Origin of the sequence: Microbacterium sp. F2E (genome assembly GCF_020905435.1) — a bacterium.
Taxonomy (GTDB): Bacteria; Actinomycetota; Actinomycetes; order Actinomycetales; family Microbacteriaceae; genus Microbacterium; species Microbacterium lacticum.
Map to the genome: position 1 here is coordinate 87,308 of NZ_JAJJIB010000009.1, position 18,197 is coordinate 105,504.

17 protein-coding genes are annotated in these 18,197 nt (G+C 72.1%); 5 read left to right on the plus strand and 12 right to left on the minus strand.

Going from position 1 to position 18,197, the window contains the following annotated elements; translation table 11 throughout:
- Positions 1 to 298: 298 nt before the first annotated feature.
- From LOK55_RS08745 to LOK55_RS08755, 3 genes are all read right to left on the minus strand, one after another.
- Positions 299 to 1,705 (minus strand): MFS transporter, encoded by a 1,407-nt coding sequence (locus LOK55_RS08745; protein WP_229935065.1) that lies wholly within the window; start codon positions 1,703 to 1,705, stop codon positions 299 to 301.
- The gene (locus LOK55_RS08750; protein WP_374107640.1) at positions 1,702 to 2,088 is read right to left on the minus strand and encodes a MarR family winged helix-turn-helix transcriptional regulator; all 387 of its coding nucleotides are present in this window, start codon (positions 2,086 to 2,088) and stop codon (positions 1,702 to 1,704) included. Before LOK55_RS08750 ends, LOK55_RS08745 begins: the two co-directional genes overlap by 4 nt.
- A gap of 101 nt (positions 2,089 to 2,189) precedes the next feature.
- On the minus strand, positions 2,190 to 3,692 hold the full coding sequence (locus LOK55_RS08755) for an MFS transporter (protein ID WP_229935067.1): 1,503 nt from the start codon (positions 3,690 to 3,692) through the stop codon (positions 2,190 to 2,192).
- 67 nt (positions 3,693 to 3,759) lie between these two features.
- On the opposite strand from LOK55_RS08755, the gene LOK55_RS08760 reads away from it, so the two are divergent.
- The 3 genes from LOK55_RS08760 to LOK55_RS08770 all read left to right on the plus strand — a co-directional run bounded on the left by LOK55_RS08760 (position 3,760) and on the right by LOK55_RS08770 (position 6,666).
- Complete coding sequence (locus LOK55_RS08760; protein ID WP_229935068.1) at positions 3,760 to 4,632, plus strand: alpha/beta hydrolase; 873 nt, start codon at positions 3,760 to 3,762, stop codon at positions 4,630 to 4,632.
- A 76-nt stretch (positions 4,633 to 4,708) separates the two neighbouring features.
- Complete coding sequence (locus tag LOK55_RS08765) at positions 4,709 to 5,758, plus strand: lipoate--protein ligase family protein (protein ID WP_229935069.1); 1,050 nt, start codon at positions 4,709 to 4,711, stop codon at positions 5,756 to 5,758.
- Positions 5,755 to 6,666, plus strand: coding sequence for a site-specific DNA-methyltransferase (locus LOK55_RS08770; protein WP_229935070.1), 912 nt, complete (start codon positions 5,755 to 5,757; stop codon positions 6,664 to 6,666). Before LOK55_RS08765 ends, LOK55_RS08770 begins: the two co-directional genes overlap by 4 nt.
- Positions 6,667 to 6,772: 106 nt before the next feature.
- On the opposite strand, the gene LOK55_RS08775 is transcribed toward LOK55_RS08770, so the two are convergent.
- The 5 genes from LOK55_RS08775 to galT form a co-directional block, all read right to left on the minus strand.
- Positions 6,773 to 7,426 (minus strand): YdcF family protein, encoded by a 654-nt coding sequence (locus LOK55_RS08775; protein WP_229935071.1) that lies wholly within the window; start codon positions 7,424 to 7,426, stop codon positions 6,773 to 6,775.
- A gap of 35 nt (positions 7,427 to 7,461) precedes the next feature.
- Positions 7,462 to 8,313: an alpha/beta fold hydrolase gene (locus tag LOK55_RS08780; RefSeq protein ID WP_229935072.1), complete on the minus strand. Its 852-nt coding sequence runs from the start codon at positions 8,311 to 8,313 to the stop codon at positions 7,462 to 7,464.
- Positions 8,314 to 8,429: 116 nt separating this feature from the next.
- Positions 8,430 to 8,852, minus strand: coding sequence for a GNAT family N-acetyltransferase (locus LOK55_RS08785; protein WP_229935073.1), 423 nt, complete (start codon positions 8,850 to 8,852; stop codon positions 8,430 to 8,432).
- Positions 8,853 to 8,879: 27 nt separating this feature from the next.
- On the minus strand, positions 8,880 to 10,079 hold the full coding sequence (galK, locus tag LOK55_RS08790; protein ID WP_229935074.1) for a galactokinase: 1,200 nt from the start codon (positions 10,077 to 10,079) through the stop codon (positions 8,880 to 8,882).
- Positions 10,076 to 11,218 (minus strand): galactose-1-phosphate uridylyltransferase, encoded by a 1,143-nt coding sequence (galT, locus tag LOK55_RS08795; RefSeq protein ID WP_229935099.1) that lies wholly within the window; start codon positions 11,216 to 11,218, stop codon positions 10,076 to 10,078. Before galT ends, galK begins: the two co-directional genes overlap by 4 nt.
- Positions 11,219 to 11,382: 164 nt before the next feature.
- On the opposite strand from galT, the gene LOK55_RS08800 reads away from it, so the two are divergent.
- On the plus strand, positions 11,383 to 12,378 hold the full coding sequence (locus LOK55_RS08800) for a LacI family DNA-binding transcriptional regulator (RefSeq protein WP_229935075.1): 996 nt from the start codon (positions 11,383 to 11,385) through the stop codon (positions 12,376 to 12,378).
- A gap of 36 nt (positions 12,379 to 12,414) precedes the next feature.
- Here the strand turns inward: LOK55_RS08800 and galE are convergent, their stop codons facing one another.
- The 3 genes from galE to LOK55_RS08815 all read right to left on the minus strand — a co-directional run bounded on the left by galE (position 12,415) and on the right by LOK55_RS08815 (position 15,951).
- On the minus strand, positions 12,415 to 13,398 hold the full coding sequence (gene galE, locus LOK55_RS08805; protein ID WP_374107641.1) for a UDP-glucose 4-epimerase GalE: 984 nt from the start codon (positions 13,396 to 13,398) through the stop codon (positions 12,415 to 12,417).
- A 161-nt stretch (positions 13,399 to 13,559) separates the two neighbouring features.
- Complete coding sequence (gene pgm, locus LOK55_RS08810) at positions 13,560 to 15,203, minus strand: phosphoglucomutase (alpha-D-glucose-1,6-bisphosphate-dependent) (protein ID WP_229935077.1); 1,644 nt, start codon at positions 15,201 to 15,203, stop codon at positions 13,560 to 13,562.
- Positions 15,204 to 15,303: 100 nt separating this feature from the next.
- Entirely contained in the window at positions 15,304 to 15,951 is a 648-nt protein-coding gene (locus LOK55_RS08815; protein ID WP_229935078.1) for a hypothetical protein, read from the minus strand.
- Positions 15,952 to 16,110: 159 nt separating this feature from the next.
- Here LOK55_RS08815 and pheA point away from each other — a divergent pair, with 159 nt between their 5' ends.
- On the plus strand, positions 16,111 to 17,061 hold the full coding sequence (gene pheA / locus LOK55_RS08820) for a prephenate dehydratase (protein WP_196324369.1): 951 nt from the start codon (positions 16,111 to 16,113) through the stop codon (positions 17,059 to 17,061).
- A gap of 21 nt (positions 17,062 to 17,082) precedes the next feature.
- Here the strand turns inward: pheA and LOK55_RS08825 are convergent, their stop codons facing one another.
- Positions 17,083 to 18,132, minus strand: coding sequence for an LLM class flavin-dependent oxidoreductase (locus tag LOK55_RS08825; RefSeq protein WP_229935079.1), 1,050 nt, complete (start codon positions 18,130 to 18,132; stop codon positions 17,083 to 17,085).
- Positions 18,133 to 18,197: the final 65 nt, after the last annotated feature.

Genomic DNA, 18,197 nt, shown 5'->3' on the forward strand with positions numbered 1-18,197 from the left:
TGGGGGACGGGGCGTGGTGCCAGGTGGCTTGCATCCCAGGAGTGGAGGAGGCCGGGCAGCGCGGCTCCGGCGTGAGAAACCAGCGGCGAGTCGAGACACCACCTGGTGCGTGGTTTCTCAGGGCGGGAGTTTCTCGGTGGGGGCTGTGCCCGCCGGGGCCCGAGCCGAACCCGACGCCGAGCCGCTACGCGGTGGCCGAGCCGCTACGCGGTGGCCGAGCCGCTACGCGGCGGGCGGTACAGATCGTGGTGGGTGGCACGCGGCGTAGCGGCTCGCGGGGGAGTAGGGGAGCCCAGGGTCAGGCGGTGCGGCGGCGGGGGGTGTCGCGGGTGAGCTCGGGCACGCGCACGTCGGGGAGCGAGATCGGCGTGGTCGCGGCGACCTCGTCGCTGAACTCCTCGGGGGCGACGGGGTCGACGATCGAGATCGGCCGCGTCTCGTCGAGCGACAGGGCGAAGCGGCGCGTCTCGTGCCGGTGCAGGCGCCCGGACAACACCAGCCATCCGAACCCGATGCCGAAGGCGACGAGCGCCATCACCGCGCCGAGCAGGATCGCGACCCGCGGGCCGAACTCCGCCGCGACCCAGCCGACGACGGGAGCGCCGAGCGGGGTGCCGCCCATGAGGATCGCCATGTACAGCGCGAGCACGCGGCCGCGCAGCGCCGGGTCGGTCGTCGTCTGCACGTAGCCGTTCGCCGTCGTGAGCGTCGTCACGCTCGCGAACCCCGTCACCATGAGGGCCGCCGCGTAGAGCCAGTACGTCGGCATGAGCGCCGACAGCCCGATCGAGACGCCGAACAGCCCCATGCCCATGATGACGAGGCGGATCCGCGCGCGATCGCGCCGGGCGGCCAGCAGCGCGCCGGCGAGCGAGCCGATCGCGAGGATCGAGCTCAGCAGCCCGTAGCCGTCGGCCGACTGGCCGAACTCGAGCGCCATCGTCGAGGCGAAGATCGGGAAGTTCATGCCGAACGCGCCGAGGAGGAACACCATCACGAACGTCACGAGCAGGTCGGGGCGGCCGCCGACGTAGCGGAACCCGTCGGCCAGCCGCGACGCGCCGGTCGCCTTCACGCGCGGCACGAGTTCGTCGACCCGGATGAGCCACAGTGCCACGAGCATCGCGAGGAACGTCACGGCGTTCACGAGGAACACCCAGCCGGTGCCGACCGCGACGATCACGATGCCGGCGACGGCCGGCCCGATCATGCGGGCGACGTTGAAGGATGCCGCGTTCAGCGCGACGGCGTTCGACGCGTTCTCCCGGTCGACGAGGTCGGAGACGAACGCCTGCCGCGTGGGATTGTCGAACGCGGCGACGAACCCGAGCAGTAGCGCGAACACGTACATGAGCGGCAGGGTCATCAGCCCATTCAGCAGCAACACGCCGATGATCGCGCCGAGGATAAGGAGCGACGACTGCGTCACCATGAGCAGCCGGCGTCGGTCGAACCGGTCGGCGACCCACCCGGTCACGCTGACGAGGAGCAGCGGCGGCGCGAACTGCAGCGCCATCGTGAGCCCCATCGCGCCCGCGTCGTTGTCGGTGAGGACGGTGAGCACGACCCAGCTGAGCGCGGTCGCCTGCATCCAGGCGCCCACATTCGAGACGAGGGCGCCAATGAACCAGACGCGGTAGTTGAAGATGGCGAAGGAGCGGAACATCGCGTTCCCCGTCTTCGCGTGTGCGGTTCTCCTGCTCATCGCGCCGCCACCTCTCGCATGATGGCGGCCGCGTCGTGCAGCGTCGCGCGCTGCGCGGGGCTGAGGGCGGCGAAGGCCTGCTCGAGCCACGAGTCGCGGCGGCGCACGGTCTCGGCGACGACGCCGCGGCCCGCGTCGGTGAGGGCGATGTTGACCTTGCGCCGGTCGGCCACGTCGGGGGTGCGGGTGAGGTACCCCGACTCCTCGAGGCAGTTGACGGTGCGGTTCATTGACGGCGCCGAGACGCGCTCGCGGTCGGCGAGCTCGCTGAGGGTGTGCGGTCCGTGGTTCGACAGTGCCGCCAGGACGGCGAACTGCCCGTCGCTCATCGAGTCGACCGCGCGCTGCGAGCGCAGGCGGCGGGCGAGCCGGAAGGTGGCCATGCGGAAATCTGAGGCCTCATCGGCCGATGCGGGATCACTGTTCATACAGATACTTAGCATAGCTCATTAGCTGTGCTAAGTAAAGGGTGAGCTGACGCCGGCTACTCCCCGGATTCCGCCGCCCGCGCCCCCGTGTCCGACCCCGCCTCGGCCGAGTCCCCCACCCCGCCCGGGTCCCCATCGCCCGACCCCCGGCGCTGACCCCGCCCGAGCGGGATCGTGGCGACCAGGCCGATCACGAGGAACCCCGCCGCGGTGAACGCCGCGAGCCGGGTCGCATCGGAGAACGCGACCTTCGCGTCGCCGCCGATCTCGGCGGTCGCGGGGTCGGACGCGAGGCCGGAGATCGCCGCGCCCGAGCTGTCGACGACCGCGGAGACCACCTGATCGCGCTGCGCCGCCTCGAGCCCGCGCTCGTCGAGGGAGTGCGAGAGGATGCCCGCTGTCGACGAGAACAGCACGGTGCCGAGGATCGCGATGCCGAGCGCCGAGCCGACCTGACGGGCGGTCGACTGCGTGCCCGATCCCTGGCCCGACAGCGCGACCGGCACGTCCTGCAGGATGACGCCGGTGAGCTGCGCGGTGGCGAGGCCGACGCCGATGCCGTAGACGAGCAGCGCCGGCAGCAGCCAGCCCCAGAGACCGTGCTCACCGGCATCCGCGCCGACCACGACACCCACCGCGATCACACCGACGATCTCCGCGACAAGGCCGAGGCGCACGACGCGCACCGGACTGATCTTCCCGCTGGATGCCCCCGCGAAGCCGCTCGCGACGAACGAGCCGGCGGCCAGGGCGATGAGGATCAGCCCCGTCTGCAGGGCGTCGAATCCGCGCACGAACTGCAGCCAGAGGGGGAGGGACAGGATGATGCCGAACTCGCCGAGCGCGACGACGAGGGCGGCGACGTTGCCGCTGCGGAACGTCGCGATCGAGAAGAGCCGCGGGTCGAGGAGCGTCGAGCGCTCCTCGCGGGCACGGCGGCGCGACCAGGCGACGAACGCGATCAGCGCGAGCGCGGCGATCGCAAAGGCCACCGGAACGGGGGAGAGGGTCCACGGCCACGTCCAGTCGCCGATCGTGAAGGGATCATCGACCGTCCACCACCCGAGGGTGCGGCCCTCGATGAGTCCGAACACGAGCGAGCCGAAGAGCGCGACCGAGAGGATCGCGCCGACGCTGTCGAGCCCCGTGCGCTGCTCCGACCGCGACTCGGCGACCGCCCACAGCACGCCCACGATGATGATGATCCCGAGGGGCACGTTGATGCCGAACGCCCAGCGCCACGAGAACGACGTGGTGAGCCAGCCGCCGAGGAGTGGGCCGACCGCGGCCATGCCGCCGATCGTCGATCCCCACACCGCGAAGGCGATGCCCCGCTCGCGGCCGCGGAACGTCGCATTCAGGAGCGACAGCGTGCTCGGCAGCATCATCGCTCCGCCCACGCCCTGCACGAGACGGGCGAGGATCAGCAGGTCGCCGGTCGGCGCGAGGGCCGCCGCGACCGAGGCCCCGGCGAACAGGACGACGCCGATCAGCAGCAGTCGTCGTCGCCCGACGCGGTCGGCGAGCGAGCCGAACAGCAGCAGCAGCGACGCGAACACCGTAAGCCCCGGGCGGAAGGACCGCGCGGAAGCCCCGCGCGAAAGGGCCTCCCACTACACTGACCGCATGTCACCGGCGAGCGCTGACGAGCGGACGTTCACGGATGCCACGGGCATCCGCATCTTCTATGACGTGTACACGCCTGAGCGCACGCCGCGCGCGGCGGTCTACGTGCTGCACGGCGTCGGCGAGCACGCCGGACGCTACCGCGCGATGATCGGCGACCTCGTCGAAGCGGGATACCTCGTCTACGCCGACGACCACCGCGGGCACGGCCGCACCGGCATGGAGCAGCACGGCGGCGACGCCTCTAAGCTCGGCCGGCTCGGCCGCGGCGGCATGCCGGCCGCGAAGGCCGCGTGCTGGCAGCTGACCGAGCTCATCCGCGACGAGAACCCCGACCTGCCGTTGATCATCCTCGGGCACTCGTGGGGATCGTTCCTCACCCAGATGCTCGTCGACGAGCACGCCGACGCGTACGACGCGGTGATCCTCAGCGGATCGTCGCTGCGCTGGCCGGGGTCGATGAACGCCGGCGACCTCAACAAGCCGTGGAACGGACCCGGGGCGAACGGGCTGGAGTGGCTCGCCTCCGACCAGAAGGTCGTCGACGACTTCATCGCCGACCCGCTCACCACCTCCGAATCGCTGCAGAAGCTGTTCGGCCCGGTCAATACGCTGCAGCTGCTCGGAAGGCCGGCGCGGGACCTCGCCGCCGATGTGCCGGTGCTGCTCATGGTCGGGCGCGATGACACCGTCGGCGGACCGCACGCCGTGCATCGCCTCGCCGACGCCTACCGCACCCGCTCGGGGCTCACCGACGTCGCGACCCTCGTCTACCCCGACGTGCGGCACGAGATCTTCAACGACGTGACGCGCGATCAGGTGATCGCCGACCTGCTGGCCTGGCTCGACCCCCGCTTCCCCGCGCGCGGCTGAGCCGCCGCCGGACCCCACCGCCCGGGCCGCCGCCTGATCCCGCCGGACCACCGGGCGCGCGGCCTAGGCTGGGATCATGCACGGTGAGTACAAGGTTCCGGGCGGCAAGCTCGTCGTCGTCGATCTCGAGGTGGAGGGCGGCCGCATCAGCGACTTCCACCTCGCCGGCGACTTCTTCCTCGAGCCCGACGACGCCCTGCAGGACATCGACGCCGCCGTCACCGGGCTGCCGGTCGAGACGGATGCCGCGGCCATCGCCGCGGCGGTGCGCGCCGCCCTCCCCGAGGGCGCGCAGCTGCTCGGGTTCACCCCCGAGTCGGTCGGCACCGCGGTGCGCCGGGCCCTTGTCACGGCACCCGGGTGGAAGGACTTCACCTGGGAGGTCGTGCACGAGAAGGCCGTCTCTCCCCGCATGAACCTCGCCCTCGACGAGGTGCTCACCGCGCGCGTGGGCGCCGGGCTCCGCAACCCCACCCTCCGCATCTGGGAGTGGGACGAATCGGCCGTCGTGATCGGCTCGTTCCAGTCGTACCGCAACGAGGTCGACCCCGAGGGCGCCGCGCGCCACGGCTACGACGTCGTCCGCCGCATCTCCGGCGGCGGCGCGATGATGATGGGCGCGGGCTCGATCGTCACGTACTCGCTGTACGTGCCGGCATCCCTCGTCGCGGGCATGACCTTCGCCGACTCGTACGCCTTCCTCGACGACTGGGCGCTGCAGGCGCTGCGCTCGCTCGGCATCGATGCGACCTATCAGCCGCTGAACGACATCTCTTCGCCGAAGGGCAAGATCGGCGGCGCCGCGCAGAAGCGGCTCGCGGGCGGCGGCGTGCTGCACCACGCGACGATGTCGTACGACATGGACGGCCAGGTCATGACCGAGGTGCTGCGGATCGGTCGCGAGAAGCTGAGCGACAAGGGCACGACCTCGGCTGCGAAGCGGGTCGACCCGCTCCGTGCGCAGACGGGCCTGCCGCGAGAGGCGATCATCGCGCGGCTGAAAGAGACGTTCACGACCCTGTACGGTGCCGAAGTCGGACATATCACCCCCGAGGAATACGCCGAGGCCGAAGCGCTCGTGGCATCCAAGTTCGCCACCGACGCGTGGCTGCACCGTGTCCCGTGACGATCGAGATCATCCACGGCGACAACCTCGAGGTGGCGCGTTCCCTGCCGACCGCATCGTTCACCCTGATCTACCTCGATCCGCCGTTCAACACCGGCCGCGCGCAGGGCAAAGCGGTCGAATCGGCCGGCAGAACTCCTCCGATCCACGCCTCCGCCGGTTCGGGAAGCACTGAATCAGCCGCCGACGCGGCGGATCGAAGGAGTTTTGCCGACGCGCCGATCAAGACCGGGTTCCGCGGCACGAGCTACGCGCGGCTGCGCGGCGACCTGCGCCGTTACGACGACCGGTGGGGAGACTACTGGGACTTCCTCGAGCCGCGCCTGCGTGAGGCGTGGCGCCTGCTCGCAGACGACGGCACGCTCTATCTGCACCTCGACTACCGCGAGGCGCACTACGCCAAGGTCATGCTCGACGCCCTGTTCGGCCGCGAGTGCTTTCTCAACGAGCTGATCTGGGCATACGACTACGGCGCGAAGTCGCGTCGACGATGGCCGACCAAGCACGACACGATCCTCGTCTACGTGAAAGACCCGAAGGCCTACTTCTTCGACTCCGACGCCGTCGACCGCGAGCCGTACATGGCGCCGGGACTCGTGACACCGGAGAAGGCCGCACGAGGAAAGCTGCCGACGGATGTCTGGTGGCACACGATCGTACCGACGAGCGGGCGCGAGAAGACGGGCTACCCGACGCAGAAGCCGGAAGGCATCCTGCGACGGATCGTCCAGGCATCCAGCCGGCCCGGCGACCGGGTGCTCGATCTCTTCGCCGGCAGCGGCACGACGGGCGCCGTCGCCGCGGCGCTCGAGCGGGACGCCGTGCTCGTCGACGAGAATCCCGACGCGGTCGCGGTCATGCGGCGGCGGATTCCGGAAGCTGTCGTGCGCGGGGAGAGCACGGTCTGACGCCCGGTCCGCGCGCGGCGCGGGGTCGTCGCGAGCGGAGAGGTTCCGGCCGCCGCGGCGCATCTGCCGCCGGCCGCCCCGGCCCACCCGCCGTCCCACCCGCGGCTCACCCGCCGTCGGCCGCGGCGAGTGCCGCCCGCTCGGCCGGCTCACGACCCGCTCGGCGACCGGCGACGAAGTCGTAGAAGGTCAGCGCGAGCCGGAGGGGTCCGAGTTCGAGCGTCCGGTAGTCGGCGCTCGGGCGCAGCCGTCGCCACAGAACCGGGTCGAGCCCTTCCAGGTATCGCCGGGCGCGGCGGGCGTGTGCGGTGTTCGAGACGATGCGGATGGTCCGGGCCCCGGCGAGACATGGCAGCGAGAGCGTCAGGTTCTCGAGCGTCGACGTCGCGTGCGGCTCGATCTCGACGTCGCCCGCGGGGATGCCCAGGCGTGCGACCCCGTACTGCGCCATCACCTCGGCCTCGGGCCGGTCGCCGCGCACCGCGCCGCCGCTGAAGACGAACAGCGCGCCGGGCGGGGCGGAGCGGCGTGCGATGCGCGTGCGCCAGGCCTGCAGTGCATTGAGGCGCCCGTCGTCGCGAGAGCGGAAACCGAGCACGAGCACGACGTCGCGGCCGTCCGGCGGACCCGACCGACGCTCGTCGGGTGCCGGGTAGTCGGAACGCGAGGCACGCCAGGCCTGCACCTCGCCGAAGGTCAGCAGCGCGACTCCTGCGGCGCCGAGGGCGGCGCCGACCATGAGCGGGCCGCGGCGGGGCATCCACCACCGCCGCCGACCCGCCGACTCACCGGCGCTCACTCGCGCAGGAATGCCAGCAGTGCCTCGTTCACCTCGGCGCCGTGGGTGCGCAAGAGGCCGTGCGGGGCACCCTCGATCTCCACATAGGTCAGCGGGGTGGCGTCGGGCAGCAGCTCCGTGAAGCGCCGCGCCGTCGCATCGATCGGCAGGATGTTGTCGGCCGTGCCGTGCACGATGAGCGTCGGCACGGTGATGGCGGGGATGTCTCCACGAAAGTCGGTCGGCCACGTCAGGGGAGCCGCGGCGATCGCGGCGTTCCCCGCGAGGTTCGCGACCTGCACGCTCGCGTCGACGGCCTCCTGCGAGATGCGCTCGCCGAGGAGGTCGTCGAGGTTGTAGAAGTCGCGGAAGAAGCCGGTGAGGAACGCGTAGCGGTCTTTCGCCACGGCATCGGCTGTTCCGTCGAAGAAGGCCTGGTCGCCGGCGCCGTCGGGGTTGTCGTCGGTGATGAGCAGATACGGCTCGAGCGATCCGAAGAAGGCCGCCTTCGCGATGCGGCCCGCGCCGTAGCGGGAGAGGTAGCGGGCGATCTCGCCGGTGCCCATCGAGAAGCCGACGAGCACGGCATCCTCGAGCTCGAGCTCTTCGATGAGGGCGTGCAGGTCGGCGGCGAACGTGTCGTAGTCCGATCCCGTCGCGGTCTTCGACGAGGCGCCGAACCCGCGCCGGTCGTACGCGATCACGCGGAACCCGGCGTCCTGCAGGGCGCGGCTCTGCAGATCCCACGACTCGCCGTTCAGGGGGAAGCCGTGGATCAGCACGACCGGCTGGGCGTCCGCCGGCCCCTGATCGGTGTAGAAGATCTCGACGTCGGTCGAGTTCTCGGTCGCGACGGTCACGTAGGCCACGATGTGCTCCCTCCGCAGGAGGCCGGGTGCCGCCCACGACGTCGACGCTACGGGCCGGGCGTCGCGGATGCCAGGGGCTTGCGCCCCACGTCAGGGCCGCCCAGGCCGCAGACGGCTTAGGAGAGGATCGTTTGATAGAGGTTGTGATCCTGCCACTCGCCGGCGACCCTGAGATACCTCGGCGCCATGCCGATCGGCTCGAACCCCGCCTTGGCGAGCACGCGCTGCGAGCCGACGTTGTGCACCAGCGTGCTCGCCTCGACGCGGTGCAAGTGCAGATCGTCCCGTACCCAGGCGAGCAGGGATCTCACCGTCGCGGTGGCGAGCCCGCGCCCGGTGTGCCCGCGATCGACCCAGTACCCCAAGCCCGCGCTGTCGTCCGCCTGCCACGCTTCGCCGAAGAAATCCTCGGAGCGCAGCGGTTCCCACGGCGCGAGGTGGTCGCGATTCCTCGTGTACGCCTCAGCGAGGGCGCGGGCATCGGCGAGCTGGAACAGCCGCAGGCGGATTCCGGGGGCTGGGGGTGACGGTTCGCGCATTCCCCTCACCTTATGCGCCGCGGCGATTCAGGCGTCGCGGCGGGCGCCGGCAGAGGGATGCACCGTGAAGATGTGCGGGGCGCCGAACCCCGCCTCCGCGAAGGCCGCCTCGACCGCCGCCGTCACCGACGGCACGAGCTCGCGGTCGACGAGCGCGATCGCAGCCCCGCCGAAACCGCCGCCGGTCATGCGGGCGCCGACGGCTCCCGCCGCGCGCGCCGTGTCGACGGCGAGGTCGAGCTCGGGGACCGAGATCTCGAAATCGTCGCGCATCGAGGCGTGCGAGGCATCCAGCAGTCCGCCGATCGCGCGAGGCCCCTCGGCGCGGAGCGTCCGCACCGCGTCCTGTACCCGTTCGTCCTCCGTGACGACGTGGCGGACGCGTCGGAAGGTGACGTCGTCCATGAGCTCCTGCGCGCGCGGCAGGTCGTCGGTCGTGAGGTCGCGCAGCGCCTCGACCCCCATGATCGCCGCACCCCGCTCACAGGCGGCGCGGCGCTCGCCGTACCCGCCCGTGGAGTGCGCGTGCGTCACGCGCGTGTCGATGACGAGGACCTCGAGGCCCGCCGGCGCGAAACCGAGCTCGACCACCTCGGCCTCGAGCGACCGGCAGTCGAGGAAGATCCCTGCGTCGCGCTCTCCGAGCATCGCGGCCATCTGGTCCATGATCCCGGTGGGGGCTCCGACGGCCTCGTTCTCGGCCCGCCGGCCCGCCCGCGCGAGCGCGACACGGCTCTCGCCGAGGTTCCAGATGTCGTTCAGCGCCGCGGCACTCGCGCCCTCGATCGCTGCCGACGACGAGAGACCTGCACCGACCGGCACGTCGGAGGCGACCGCGATGTCGATTCCGGAGAGGGATGCCGAGGCATCCGCCCCGCCGCCGTCGCGGGCACCCCGCGCGTGCTGCAGCGCCCACGCGACCCCCAGCGGATAGCGCGCCCACTCGACGACCTCGTCGCGGCGGTCGGGGAAGAGCGTGTCGAGATCGGCGAGGGCGACCTCGACCGGTACCTCGTCGAAGGTCGAGACGACCCGGATGCGCCCGTCGTCGCGCGTGCCGACCGCGACGACCGTGCGGAAGTCGATCGCGAACGGGAACACGAACCCGTCGTTGTAGTCGGTGTGCTCGCCGATGAGATTCACGCGCCCCGGTGCCGACCAGAGGCCCACGGGATCGTGACCGGTCAGGTCGGCGAAGAGGCGGCGGGCGTTCGCATCGGTCGTCACAGCTGCACTCCTTCGACGGCTTCGCGGAGCCGGTCTGCGGCGGTTTCGGGGGGCACGTCGCCGATCCAGGCGCCCATGGCGGCCTCCGACCCGGCGAGGTATTTCAGTCTGTCGGCGGCGCGTCGCGGGCTCGTGATCTGCAGATTGAGGCGGACGGCATGCCGTCCGGCGCGCACCGGCGCCTGGTGCCACGCCGCGATGTAGGGCGTGGGCGTGTCGTACATCGCGTCGATGCCGCGCAGCAACCTCAGGTAGAACGGCGCGAGCTCGTCGCGCTCCGCGTCGTCGAGGGCCGCCAGGTCGGCGACGTGACGGTGCGGCAGCACGTGCAGCTCGAGGGGCCAGCGCGCCGCGAACGGCACGAAGGCGGTCCAGTACTCACCGCGCAGCACGACGCGGGGGCCCTCCTGCTCAAACGCGAGGATGCGCTCGAACAGGTCGGGCGCCGTGCGGTCGATCGAATCGAGCAGACGCTGCGTGCGCGGCGTGATGTACGGGTACGAGTAGATCTGGCCGTGCGGGTGGTGCAGGGTCACCCCGATCGCTTCGCCGCGGTTCTCGAACGGGAACACCTGCTGCACGCCGGGAAGCGCCGACAGTGCCGCGGTGCGGTCGGCCCACGCCTCGATCACGGTACGGGCGCGCGTGACCGTCTGCGTGCCGAACGAGCCGGCTCGGTCGGGCGAGAAGCACACGACCTCGCACCGGCCGACGCTCGTGCGGGTGCGGCCGAGCCCGAGGCGGGCGAGGTCGTCGAGTCCCCGCGGCGGGTCGGCCGCGGCGGGGACGTCGCCGATCGCCTCGGCGAGGGCGGGGCCGAACGAGGGGGAGCGGTTCTCGAAGACCGCGACGTCGTAGACCGACGGGATCTCGGACGGGTTCGCCGGCCCCTGCGGGGCGAGCGGGTCGAGCTCGGCGGGCGGCAGGAACGCGCGGTTCTGGCGGGCGGCGGCGACCGAGATCCAGTCTCCGGTCAGCACGTCCTGACGCATGGTGGCGGTGTCGGGGCGCGGGTCGAGCACGCGCTCGTCGACGGCGCGGTGCGGGCCGAGCGCGGTGCCCGGGTCGTCGTAGTAGATGAGCTCGCGCCCGTCCGCGAGACGGGTGGGGCGTTTGACCACGCCGGCGCCGAGGGTGATGGCCGGGGTGTCGGCGGCCGGGGAGGCGGCGGCGGCCGGGGAGGCGGCGGCGGCCGGGGTGGCGGCGGCGGCGAGGTTGGTGACGAACTCAGGAGTTTTCACGATCACACGGTAATCGACGCCCGTGTTATCGTCAACATGAACGGATCTCCGGAGGTGTTCACATGGTCGACGGCCCCCAGCGCCGCGTGTCGATGGCCGACGTCGCCGCCGAGGCCGGGGTGTCGGGGCAGACGGTCTCCCGCGTGGCCAACGGCAGCCCCCGAGTCGACCCCGCGACGCGCGCGCGCGTCGAGGCGACGATGGAGCGGCTCGGCTATCGCATGCACCGCGCTGCCCGGGCTCTCCGCACCGGCCGCACCGACACGATCGGCCTGATCGTGTCGCCCCTGGCCTCCGTCGGCAACTCGCGGATGCTGCAGGCGCTCGCCGACGCGGCGGCGGCGCAGGGCTTCGCCCTGACGGTGGTCACCGCGACCGGTCGTGGTGCGGTTGCCGACGGCTTCGCGCGGCTGCGCGATCAGGGCATCGACGGGGCGGTGATCCTCAATGAGGCGACGGCGCTCGCGCGCGGGATCGACGTGCCCGAGGGGCTCGCGCTCGTCGTGGTCGACGCGCCGCCCGACGACCTCGTCGCCGCGCCGCGGTTCGTGACCGTGCAGACCGACCACGTCGCCGGCGCGCGCGCCGCGACGGAGCACCTCCTGACCCTCGGTCACGCGACGGTGCACCATCTCGCCGGGCCCGCCGACTCGTTCGCCGCCGCCGAGCGCGAGCGCGGCTGGCGCGACGCGCTGGAGGCGGCCGGGCGGCCGGTGCCCGATCTCGTGCGCGGCGACTGGACCGCGGCATCCGGGCACGCCGCCGTCGCCGGGTTCGGCGATGAGGTCACGGCGCTGTTCGCCGCGAACGATCAGATGGCGCTCGGGGCTCTCCGGGCGCTCTCCGACCGGGGCCGGCGCGTGCCCGACGACGTCGCGGTGGTCGGCTTCGACGACGTCGCGGATGCCGCGGACTATCGCCCTCCGCTCACGACGATCCGTCAGGACTTCGACGCCCTCGGTGCCGCCGCGATCGACGCGCTCGTCGCGCGCCTCGCGGGTGCGGCGGTCGCGCCCGTTGTGCTGGTCCCCGAGCTGATCCGCCGCGCGAGCGCGTGAGCAACCAGTCCTGAGCGGCTCGCCGCGGCGGAGCGCTCAGACCTGCGCGGCGCGGCGGGCCTCCCAGCCCGTCCGGACCATCTCGTCGACGGTGTAGCGGTTCTGCCAGTCGAGGTCGCGTGCGGCGAGCTCACCGGTCGCGACGATGCGGTCGGGGTCGCCGGGTCGGCGCGGGCCGATCGCCGCGGTGAAGGGGATGCCGGTGACCCGGGCCATGGCATCCATGATCTCCTTCACGCTGAGCCCGTTCTGCGAGCCGAGGTTGTAGGCGGGCTCGATCGGGGCGCCGGATTCCAGTCGCTGCGCGGCGACGACGTGGGCCGCGGCGATGTCGCCGACGTGGACGTAGTCGCGCACGTTCGTGCCGTCGGGGGTGTCGTAGTCGTCGCCGTTGATCTGCGGGGTCTCGCCGGCGAGGAGCTTCTCGAAGACGATCGGGAAGAGGTTGTGCGGGCTCGTGTCGTAGACGGTCGGGTCGGCGGAGCCGACGACGTTGAAGTAGCGCAGCGACGTGTGCCGGAGGGGCGCGCCGGAGGAGGCTGTCGCCACCCCCTGATCGCGCAGCAGCCACTCGCCGATGAGCTTCGACTCGCCGTAGGGCGAGGTCGGGCGCTTGGGCAGCTCTTCGACGACGAGCGGCACGGCCGGGGTGCCGAACACCGCGGCGCTCGAGGAGAAGACGATGTTGTGCACACCGGCATCCGCCATCGCGGCGAGCACGATGCGCGTGCCCTCGACGTTCTGCTCGTAAGTGTGCAGCGGACGCTGCACCGAGACGCCGGCGTACTTGAACCCGGCGACGTGGATGACCCCCGTCACCGCGTGCTCGCGCATCGTGGCGACCAGCAGGTCGCGGTCGAGGATCGTGCCCTGCACGAACGGAACCCCGTCCGGGACGAACGCGGCATGCCCGCTCGACAGATCGTCGACCACGACGGGCGCGATGCCCGCCGCCTGCAGTGCGCGCACCACGTGCGCTCCGATGTATCCGGCTCCTCCGGTGACCAACCACGTCGTCATGCCATCCATCCTGCCCGATGTGCACGGTCACTCCTCGCCAAGCGCGCGACGCCTACGCCGCACGAGAAACCATCCCCGCGTCGAGAAACCACGTCGCGCGTGGTTTCTCGGGCTATGGATGGTTTCTCGACGATGAGGCGCGGCGCAGCGCGCGGCGCGCCCTACGCCCCGCCGAGGGCCTCCGACACGACGGCGCGGGCCTCGGACAGCACCTCGCGCAGGTGCTCGGGGCCGCGCAGCGACTCGGCGTACAGCTTGTACACGTCCTCCGTGCCCGAGGGCCGCGCGGCGAACCACGCGTGCTCGGTCTGCACCTTCAGCCCGCCGATCGGCGCGCCGTTGCCGGGCGCGTGCGACAGCTTCGCCGTGATCGGCTCGCCGGCCAGCTCCGTCGCCGTCACGGCATCCGGCGACAGCTTCGCGAGCGCCGCCTTCTGCGCGGGCGTGGCCGGCGCGTCCACGCGCTGGTACGCCGACGACCCGAACTCGGCCTCGAGCTCCGCGTAGCGCTGCGACGGCGTCTTGCCCGTGACCGCGAGGATCTCCGACGCGAGCAGGCACAGCAGGATGCCATCCTTGTCGGTCGTCCACACGGTGCCGTCGAACCGCAGGAACGAGGCTCCGGCCGACTCCTCGCCGCCGAAGGCGATAGACCCGTCGAGCAGCCCCGGCACGAACCACTTGAACCCGACCGGCACCTCGTACAGCTGCCGACCGAGCGCGGCGACGACCCGGTCGATGATCATCGACGAGACGACCGTCTTGCCGACGGCGGCCTCCGCGGGCCAGCCGGGGCGGTTCGCGTAGAGGTAGTCGATCGCGACGGCGAGGTAGTGGTTCGGGTTCATCAGCCCCGCGTCGGGCGTCACGATGCCGTGCCGGTCGGCGTCGGCGTCGTTGCCGGTGAGGATGTCGTACTCGTGGCGCCGCGCGACGAGGGATGCCATGGCCGAGGGCGACGAGGGATCCATGCGGATCTTCTCGTCCCAGTCGAGAGTCATGAACCGCCACGTCGGGTCGACCTCGGGGTTCACGACCGTGAGGTCGAGCCCATAACGCTCGCCGATCAGCGCCCAGTACTCGACGGATGCCCCGCCGAGCGGGTCGGCGCCGATGCGGATGCCCGCGTTCTTGATCGCGGCGACGTCGATGATGTTCTCGAGGTCGGCGACGTAGCCCTCGCGGAAGTCGTAGCTGCCGAGCGCCGCGGTGTCGATGTCGGCGAAGCGGGTGCGCTTCACCCCGTCGAGTCCGGCGGCGATGAGGGCGTTGGCCCGGTCGGCGATCCATCCCGTCGCGTCGGTGTCGGCGGGGCCGCCGTGCGGCGGGTTGTACTTGAAGCCGCCGTCCCGCGGCGGGTTGTGGCTCGGGGTCACGACGATGCCGTCGGCGCGACCGGCGTCGCCCGCGTCACGACCGCGGTTGTAGGTGAGGATCGCGTGGCTGAGCGCCGGCGTCGGCACCCAGGAATCCCGCGAATCGACGCGCACGTCGACCCCGTTCGCGACGAGCACCTCGATCGCGCTGCGCTCGGCGGGGCGCGAGAGTGCGTGCGTGTCGCGGCCGAGGAACAGCGGCCCGGCGATGCCCTGCGCCGTGCGGTAGTCGACGATCGCCTGCGTGGTTGCGAGGATGTGGTCCTCGTTGAAGCTCGTCGACAGCGACGAACCGCGGTGACCGCTCGTGCCGAAGACGACCCGCTGCTCGGGCACCGAGGCATCCGGCTTTCGGTCGTAGTACGCGGCGATCAGTTCGTCGATGTCGATGAGATCGGATGCTTCGGCTGGCTGTCCTGCGCGGCTCATGGGTTCAGTCTGGCACTGCCGCGCGCATCTCGCGCGGGCGCGTCACGCGACGGCCTGCGTCGCGCCACGTCGGGACCCGCGGGCGCGCCGCGTCCCGCGCTCAGCCGCGGTGCAGGACGGCGGTCGCCGTGCCGCCGGCGATCGACGACCCCAGCGTGAGGGTGTCTCCCGCGCAGGTGTACGAGGCGTCGGTGAGCGGGGCACCCGCGACCTGCTGGGCGACCTCGCCCGGATCGGTCTCGGCACCGTCGATGCTCGCGGACACGACGAGCCCGTCGGACACCGGCGAGGTCGCCGTGATGCGGTCGCCGGTGGCGGTGTAGGTGCCGTTCGCGGTGCCGCCGACTGAGATCACGATCGTCGTGCCCGCCACCTCCGCGTTGACCTGGACGTCGGGGGTCCATGCGAACGTGCCCTCCGGGGTCAGCGTCAGCGCGGCCGAGCCTTCGGGGGTGAAGGCGATGCCGGCCCCGTCGAGCAGCGCGTTCACGTCGGAGTAGTACGACTCCAGCGCACCCTGGTCCATCGTCCAGTCGCCGGCCAGGCACGCGCTCGCGTCGGCGCTCGGGCTCGCGCTGGCGGAGGGGGCGGTGGATGCCGAGGCCGAGGCCGACGGCGTCGCCGAGGCTGATCCGGTGCTCGCGCTCGGGCTCGGCTGCGCGCCCTCGGGCACGCAGGCGCTCAGGCTCAGCGCGAGGGCGGCGGCGAAGACGGCGGTCACGGCGGGGGTGATCGTGCGGCGGGTCATGTGCTCCAGGGTACGGGGCGCGGGGCGGCGAGCCGGCAGCCGGGCCCGCGCGGTGCCCAGCGCAACTAGGCTGTCGGCGTGACCCCCGCGCCCGACGAGACATCCGCGCCCGACGAGACGCTCGAGGGCTCCGCTGTCCGTTCCGTCGCGGCCGACACCGTGGCATCCACGCCCACGCGTCGCACGTACAGCTACCTGGGACCGGCGGGGACCTTCACCGAGGCCGCGCTCGCGCAGGTGCCTGAGGCGCGCGACCAGATCTGGCGCCCGGTGCGCAACGTCGGCGAGGCTCTCGCCGACGTCGTCGAGGGGCGCTCGGATGCCGCGATGATCGCGATCGAGAACTCGGTCGACGGCGGGGTGTCGACCGCGCAGGACGCGCTGGCGACCATGCCGGGGCTGCGGATCGTGGGGGAGTACCTCGTCCCGGTGAACTTCGTGCTCGTCGCGCGTCCGGGGGTGCGCCTCAGCGACGTGCAGCTCGTCGCCGCGCATCCCGTCGCCTACGCGCAGTGCCTCCGCTGGCTCGGTGAGCACCTGCCCGAGCACGCGCATCTGCCCGCCGCCTCGAACGTCGCCTCGGCGGTCGGGATCGTCGACGGCGTGAGCGACGCCGACGCCGCGATCGCGCCTCCGGGCATCCTCGAGCACTACGACCTCGAACTGCTCGCGGACGGCATCGGCGACAACCCGAACGCCGTCACGCGGTTCGTGCTGGTGAGCCGCACGGTCGCGGCGCCCGCGCCGACCGGAGCCGACAAGACCTCGCTGATCGTCGAGCTCCCCGAGGAGTATCCCGGCGCCCTGCTCGAGCTGCTCGAGCAGTTCGCGACGCGCGGGATCAATCTGTCGCTGCTCGCCTCGCGTCCGATCGGCGACGCGCTCGGCCGGTACCGGTTCGTGATCGACGCCGACGGCCACATCCACGACGAGCGCATGGCCGACGCGCTGCTGGGGCTCCGCCGGTTCAGCCCGAAGGTCATCTTCCTCGGCTCGTACCCGCGCGCCGACCGGGCGATCGTGCACTACCCGGAGCGCTACTCCGACGACGTCTTCATCGAGGCCCGCGACTGGTTGCGCGGCCTCATCTCCGGCGCCCCCGACGCCTAGCCCGGCCCGGCCCGGCCCGGCTCAGCCGGCGAGCAGCTCGAGCGTGCGCGCGCGGCCGGCGGGGGCATCCATCGGCTCGGCGTCGTAGGCGCCCGCGACGGGCGAGATCATGACCTCGTCGACGCCGTGCGCGGTGGCGAAGGCGGTGACGGCGGTGCGCGCCTCGTCGCCCGCGCCCACGAACCAGCGGCGGCGGAGGGCCTCGATGAGGGGCGCGGCGAGGTGGTCGGATGCCTCGGCGCGGGCGGCCTCTTCGACCGTCTCGAGCGCGACGAGCGGGCGTCCGCCGCGCAGCCGCGCCATCATGCGCGCCTGCGGCAGCATGCGCTCTTCGGCCTCGGCCGCCGTGTCGGCGACGACCGCGTTCGCGGTGAGGAAGGTGCGGGGAGCGTCGAGGTGCTCGGACGGCTGGAAGTTCTGCCGGTACAGGTCGAGGGCCCGCTCGAGTCCCTCGCCCGAGAAGTGGTTCGCGAACACGTACGGCAGGCCGAAGGCGGCGGCGAGCTGGGCGGAGTAGTCGGATGACCCGAGCAGCCAGACCTCGGGTGCGCCGGTCGCCGCCGGGGTCGCGTGCACGCTGTACCGGTCGTCGCCGTCGGGGCGGCCGGTGAGCCGGTAGCCGGCGCCTTCGGCCGAGGTGAGGGCCAGGATGTCACGGATGTGGTCGGGGAACCGGTCGACGTCGCTCGTCGTCCCCGACATGCGCAGCAGCTGCGTGATCACGGGGTCGCTGCCCGGGGCGCGCCCGATGCCGAGGTCGATCCGTCCCGGCGCGATCGCCTCGAGCGCCGCGAACTGCTCGGCGACCACGAGCGGCGCGTGGTTGGGCAGCATGACGCCGCCCGATCCGACCTTCAGACGCGTCGTGCGCGCCGCGGCCGCGGCCACGAGCACCGGCGGCGAGGTCGAGGCGACCGCGGGCATGTTGTGGTGCTCGGCGAACCAGTACCGGCGGTAGCCGAGCGCGTCGGCGCGGGCGGCGAGATCGAGCGAGGCGGCCACGGCCTGCGCACTGGTCTGGCCGGTGCGGACGGGGACGAGATCGAGGACGGAGAGTGCAGGGGTCATCATGAGGCCCAACCGCCGGCGCCACGCCGGTATTCCCGCAAGCATTTGCGCCGTTCTGCAAGATCTTG

Excerpts from the sequence above, each read along its gene's own strand:
- LOK55_RS08815 (WP_229935078.1), bottom strand. The coding sequence starts at position 15,951 with ATGACCCGCCGCACGATCACCCCCGCCGTGACCGCCGTCTTCGCCGCC.
- LOK55_RS08745 (WP_229935065.1), bottom strand. The coding sequence starts at position 1,705 with ATGAGCAGGAGAACCGCACACGCGAAGACGGGGAACGCGATGTTCCGC.
- pgm (WP_229935077.1), bottom strand. The coding sequence starts at position 15,203 with ATGAGCCGCGCAGGACAGCCAGCCGAAGCATCCGATCTCATCGACATC.
- LOK55_RS08785 (WP_229935073.1), bottom strand. The coding sequence starts at position 8,852 with ATGCGCGAACCGTCACCCCCAGCCCCCGGAATCCGCCTGCGGCTGTTC.
- LOK55_RS08760 (WP_229935068.1), top strand. The coding sequence starts at position 3,760 with ATGTCACCGGCGAGCGCTGACGAGCGGACGTTCACGGATGCCACGGGC.
- LOK55_RS08775 (WP_229935071.1), bottom strand. The coding sequence starts at position 7,426 with ATGCCCCGCCGCGGCCCGCTCATGGTCGGCGCCGCCCTCGGCGCCGCA.
- galE (WP_374107641.1), bottom strand. The coding sequence starts at position 13,398 with ATGACGACGTGGTTGGTCACCGGAGGAGCCGGATACATCGGAGCGCAC.
- LOK55_RS08800 (WP_229935075.1), top strand. The coding sequence starts at position 11,383 with ATGGTCGACGGCCCCCAGCGCCGCGTGTCGATGGCCGACGTCGCCGCC.
- LOK55_RS08825 (WP_229935079.1), bottom strand. The coding sequence starts at position 18,132 with ATGATGACCCCTGCACTCTCCGTCCTCGATCTCGTCCCCGTCCGCACC.
- LOK55_RS08765 (WP_229935069.1), top strand. The coding sequence starts at position 4,709 with ATGCACGGTGAGTACAAGGTTCCGGGCGGCAAGCTCGTCGTCGTCGAT.
- LOK55_RS08750 (WP_374107640.1), bottom strand. The coding sequence starts at position 2,088 with ATGGCCACCTTCCGGCTCGCCCGCCGCCTGCGCTCGCAGCGCGCGGTC.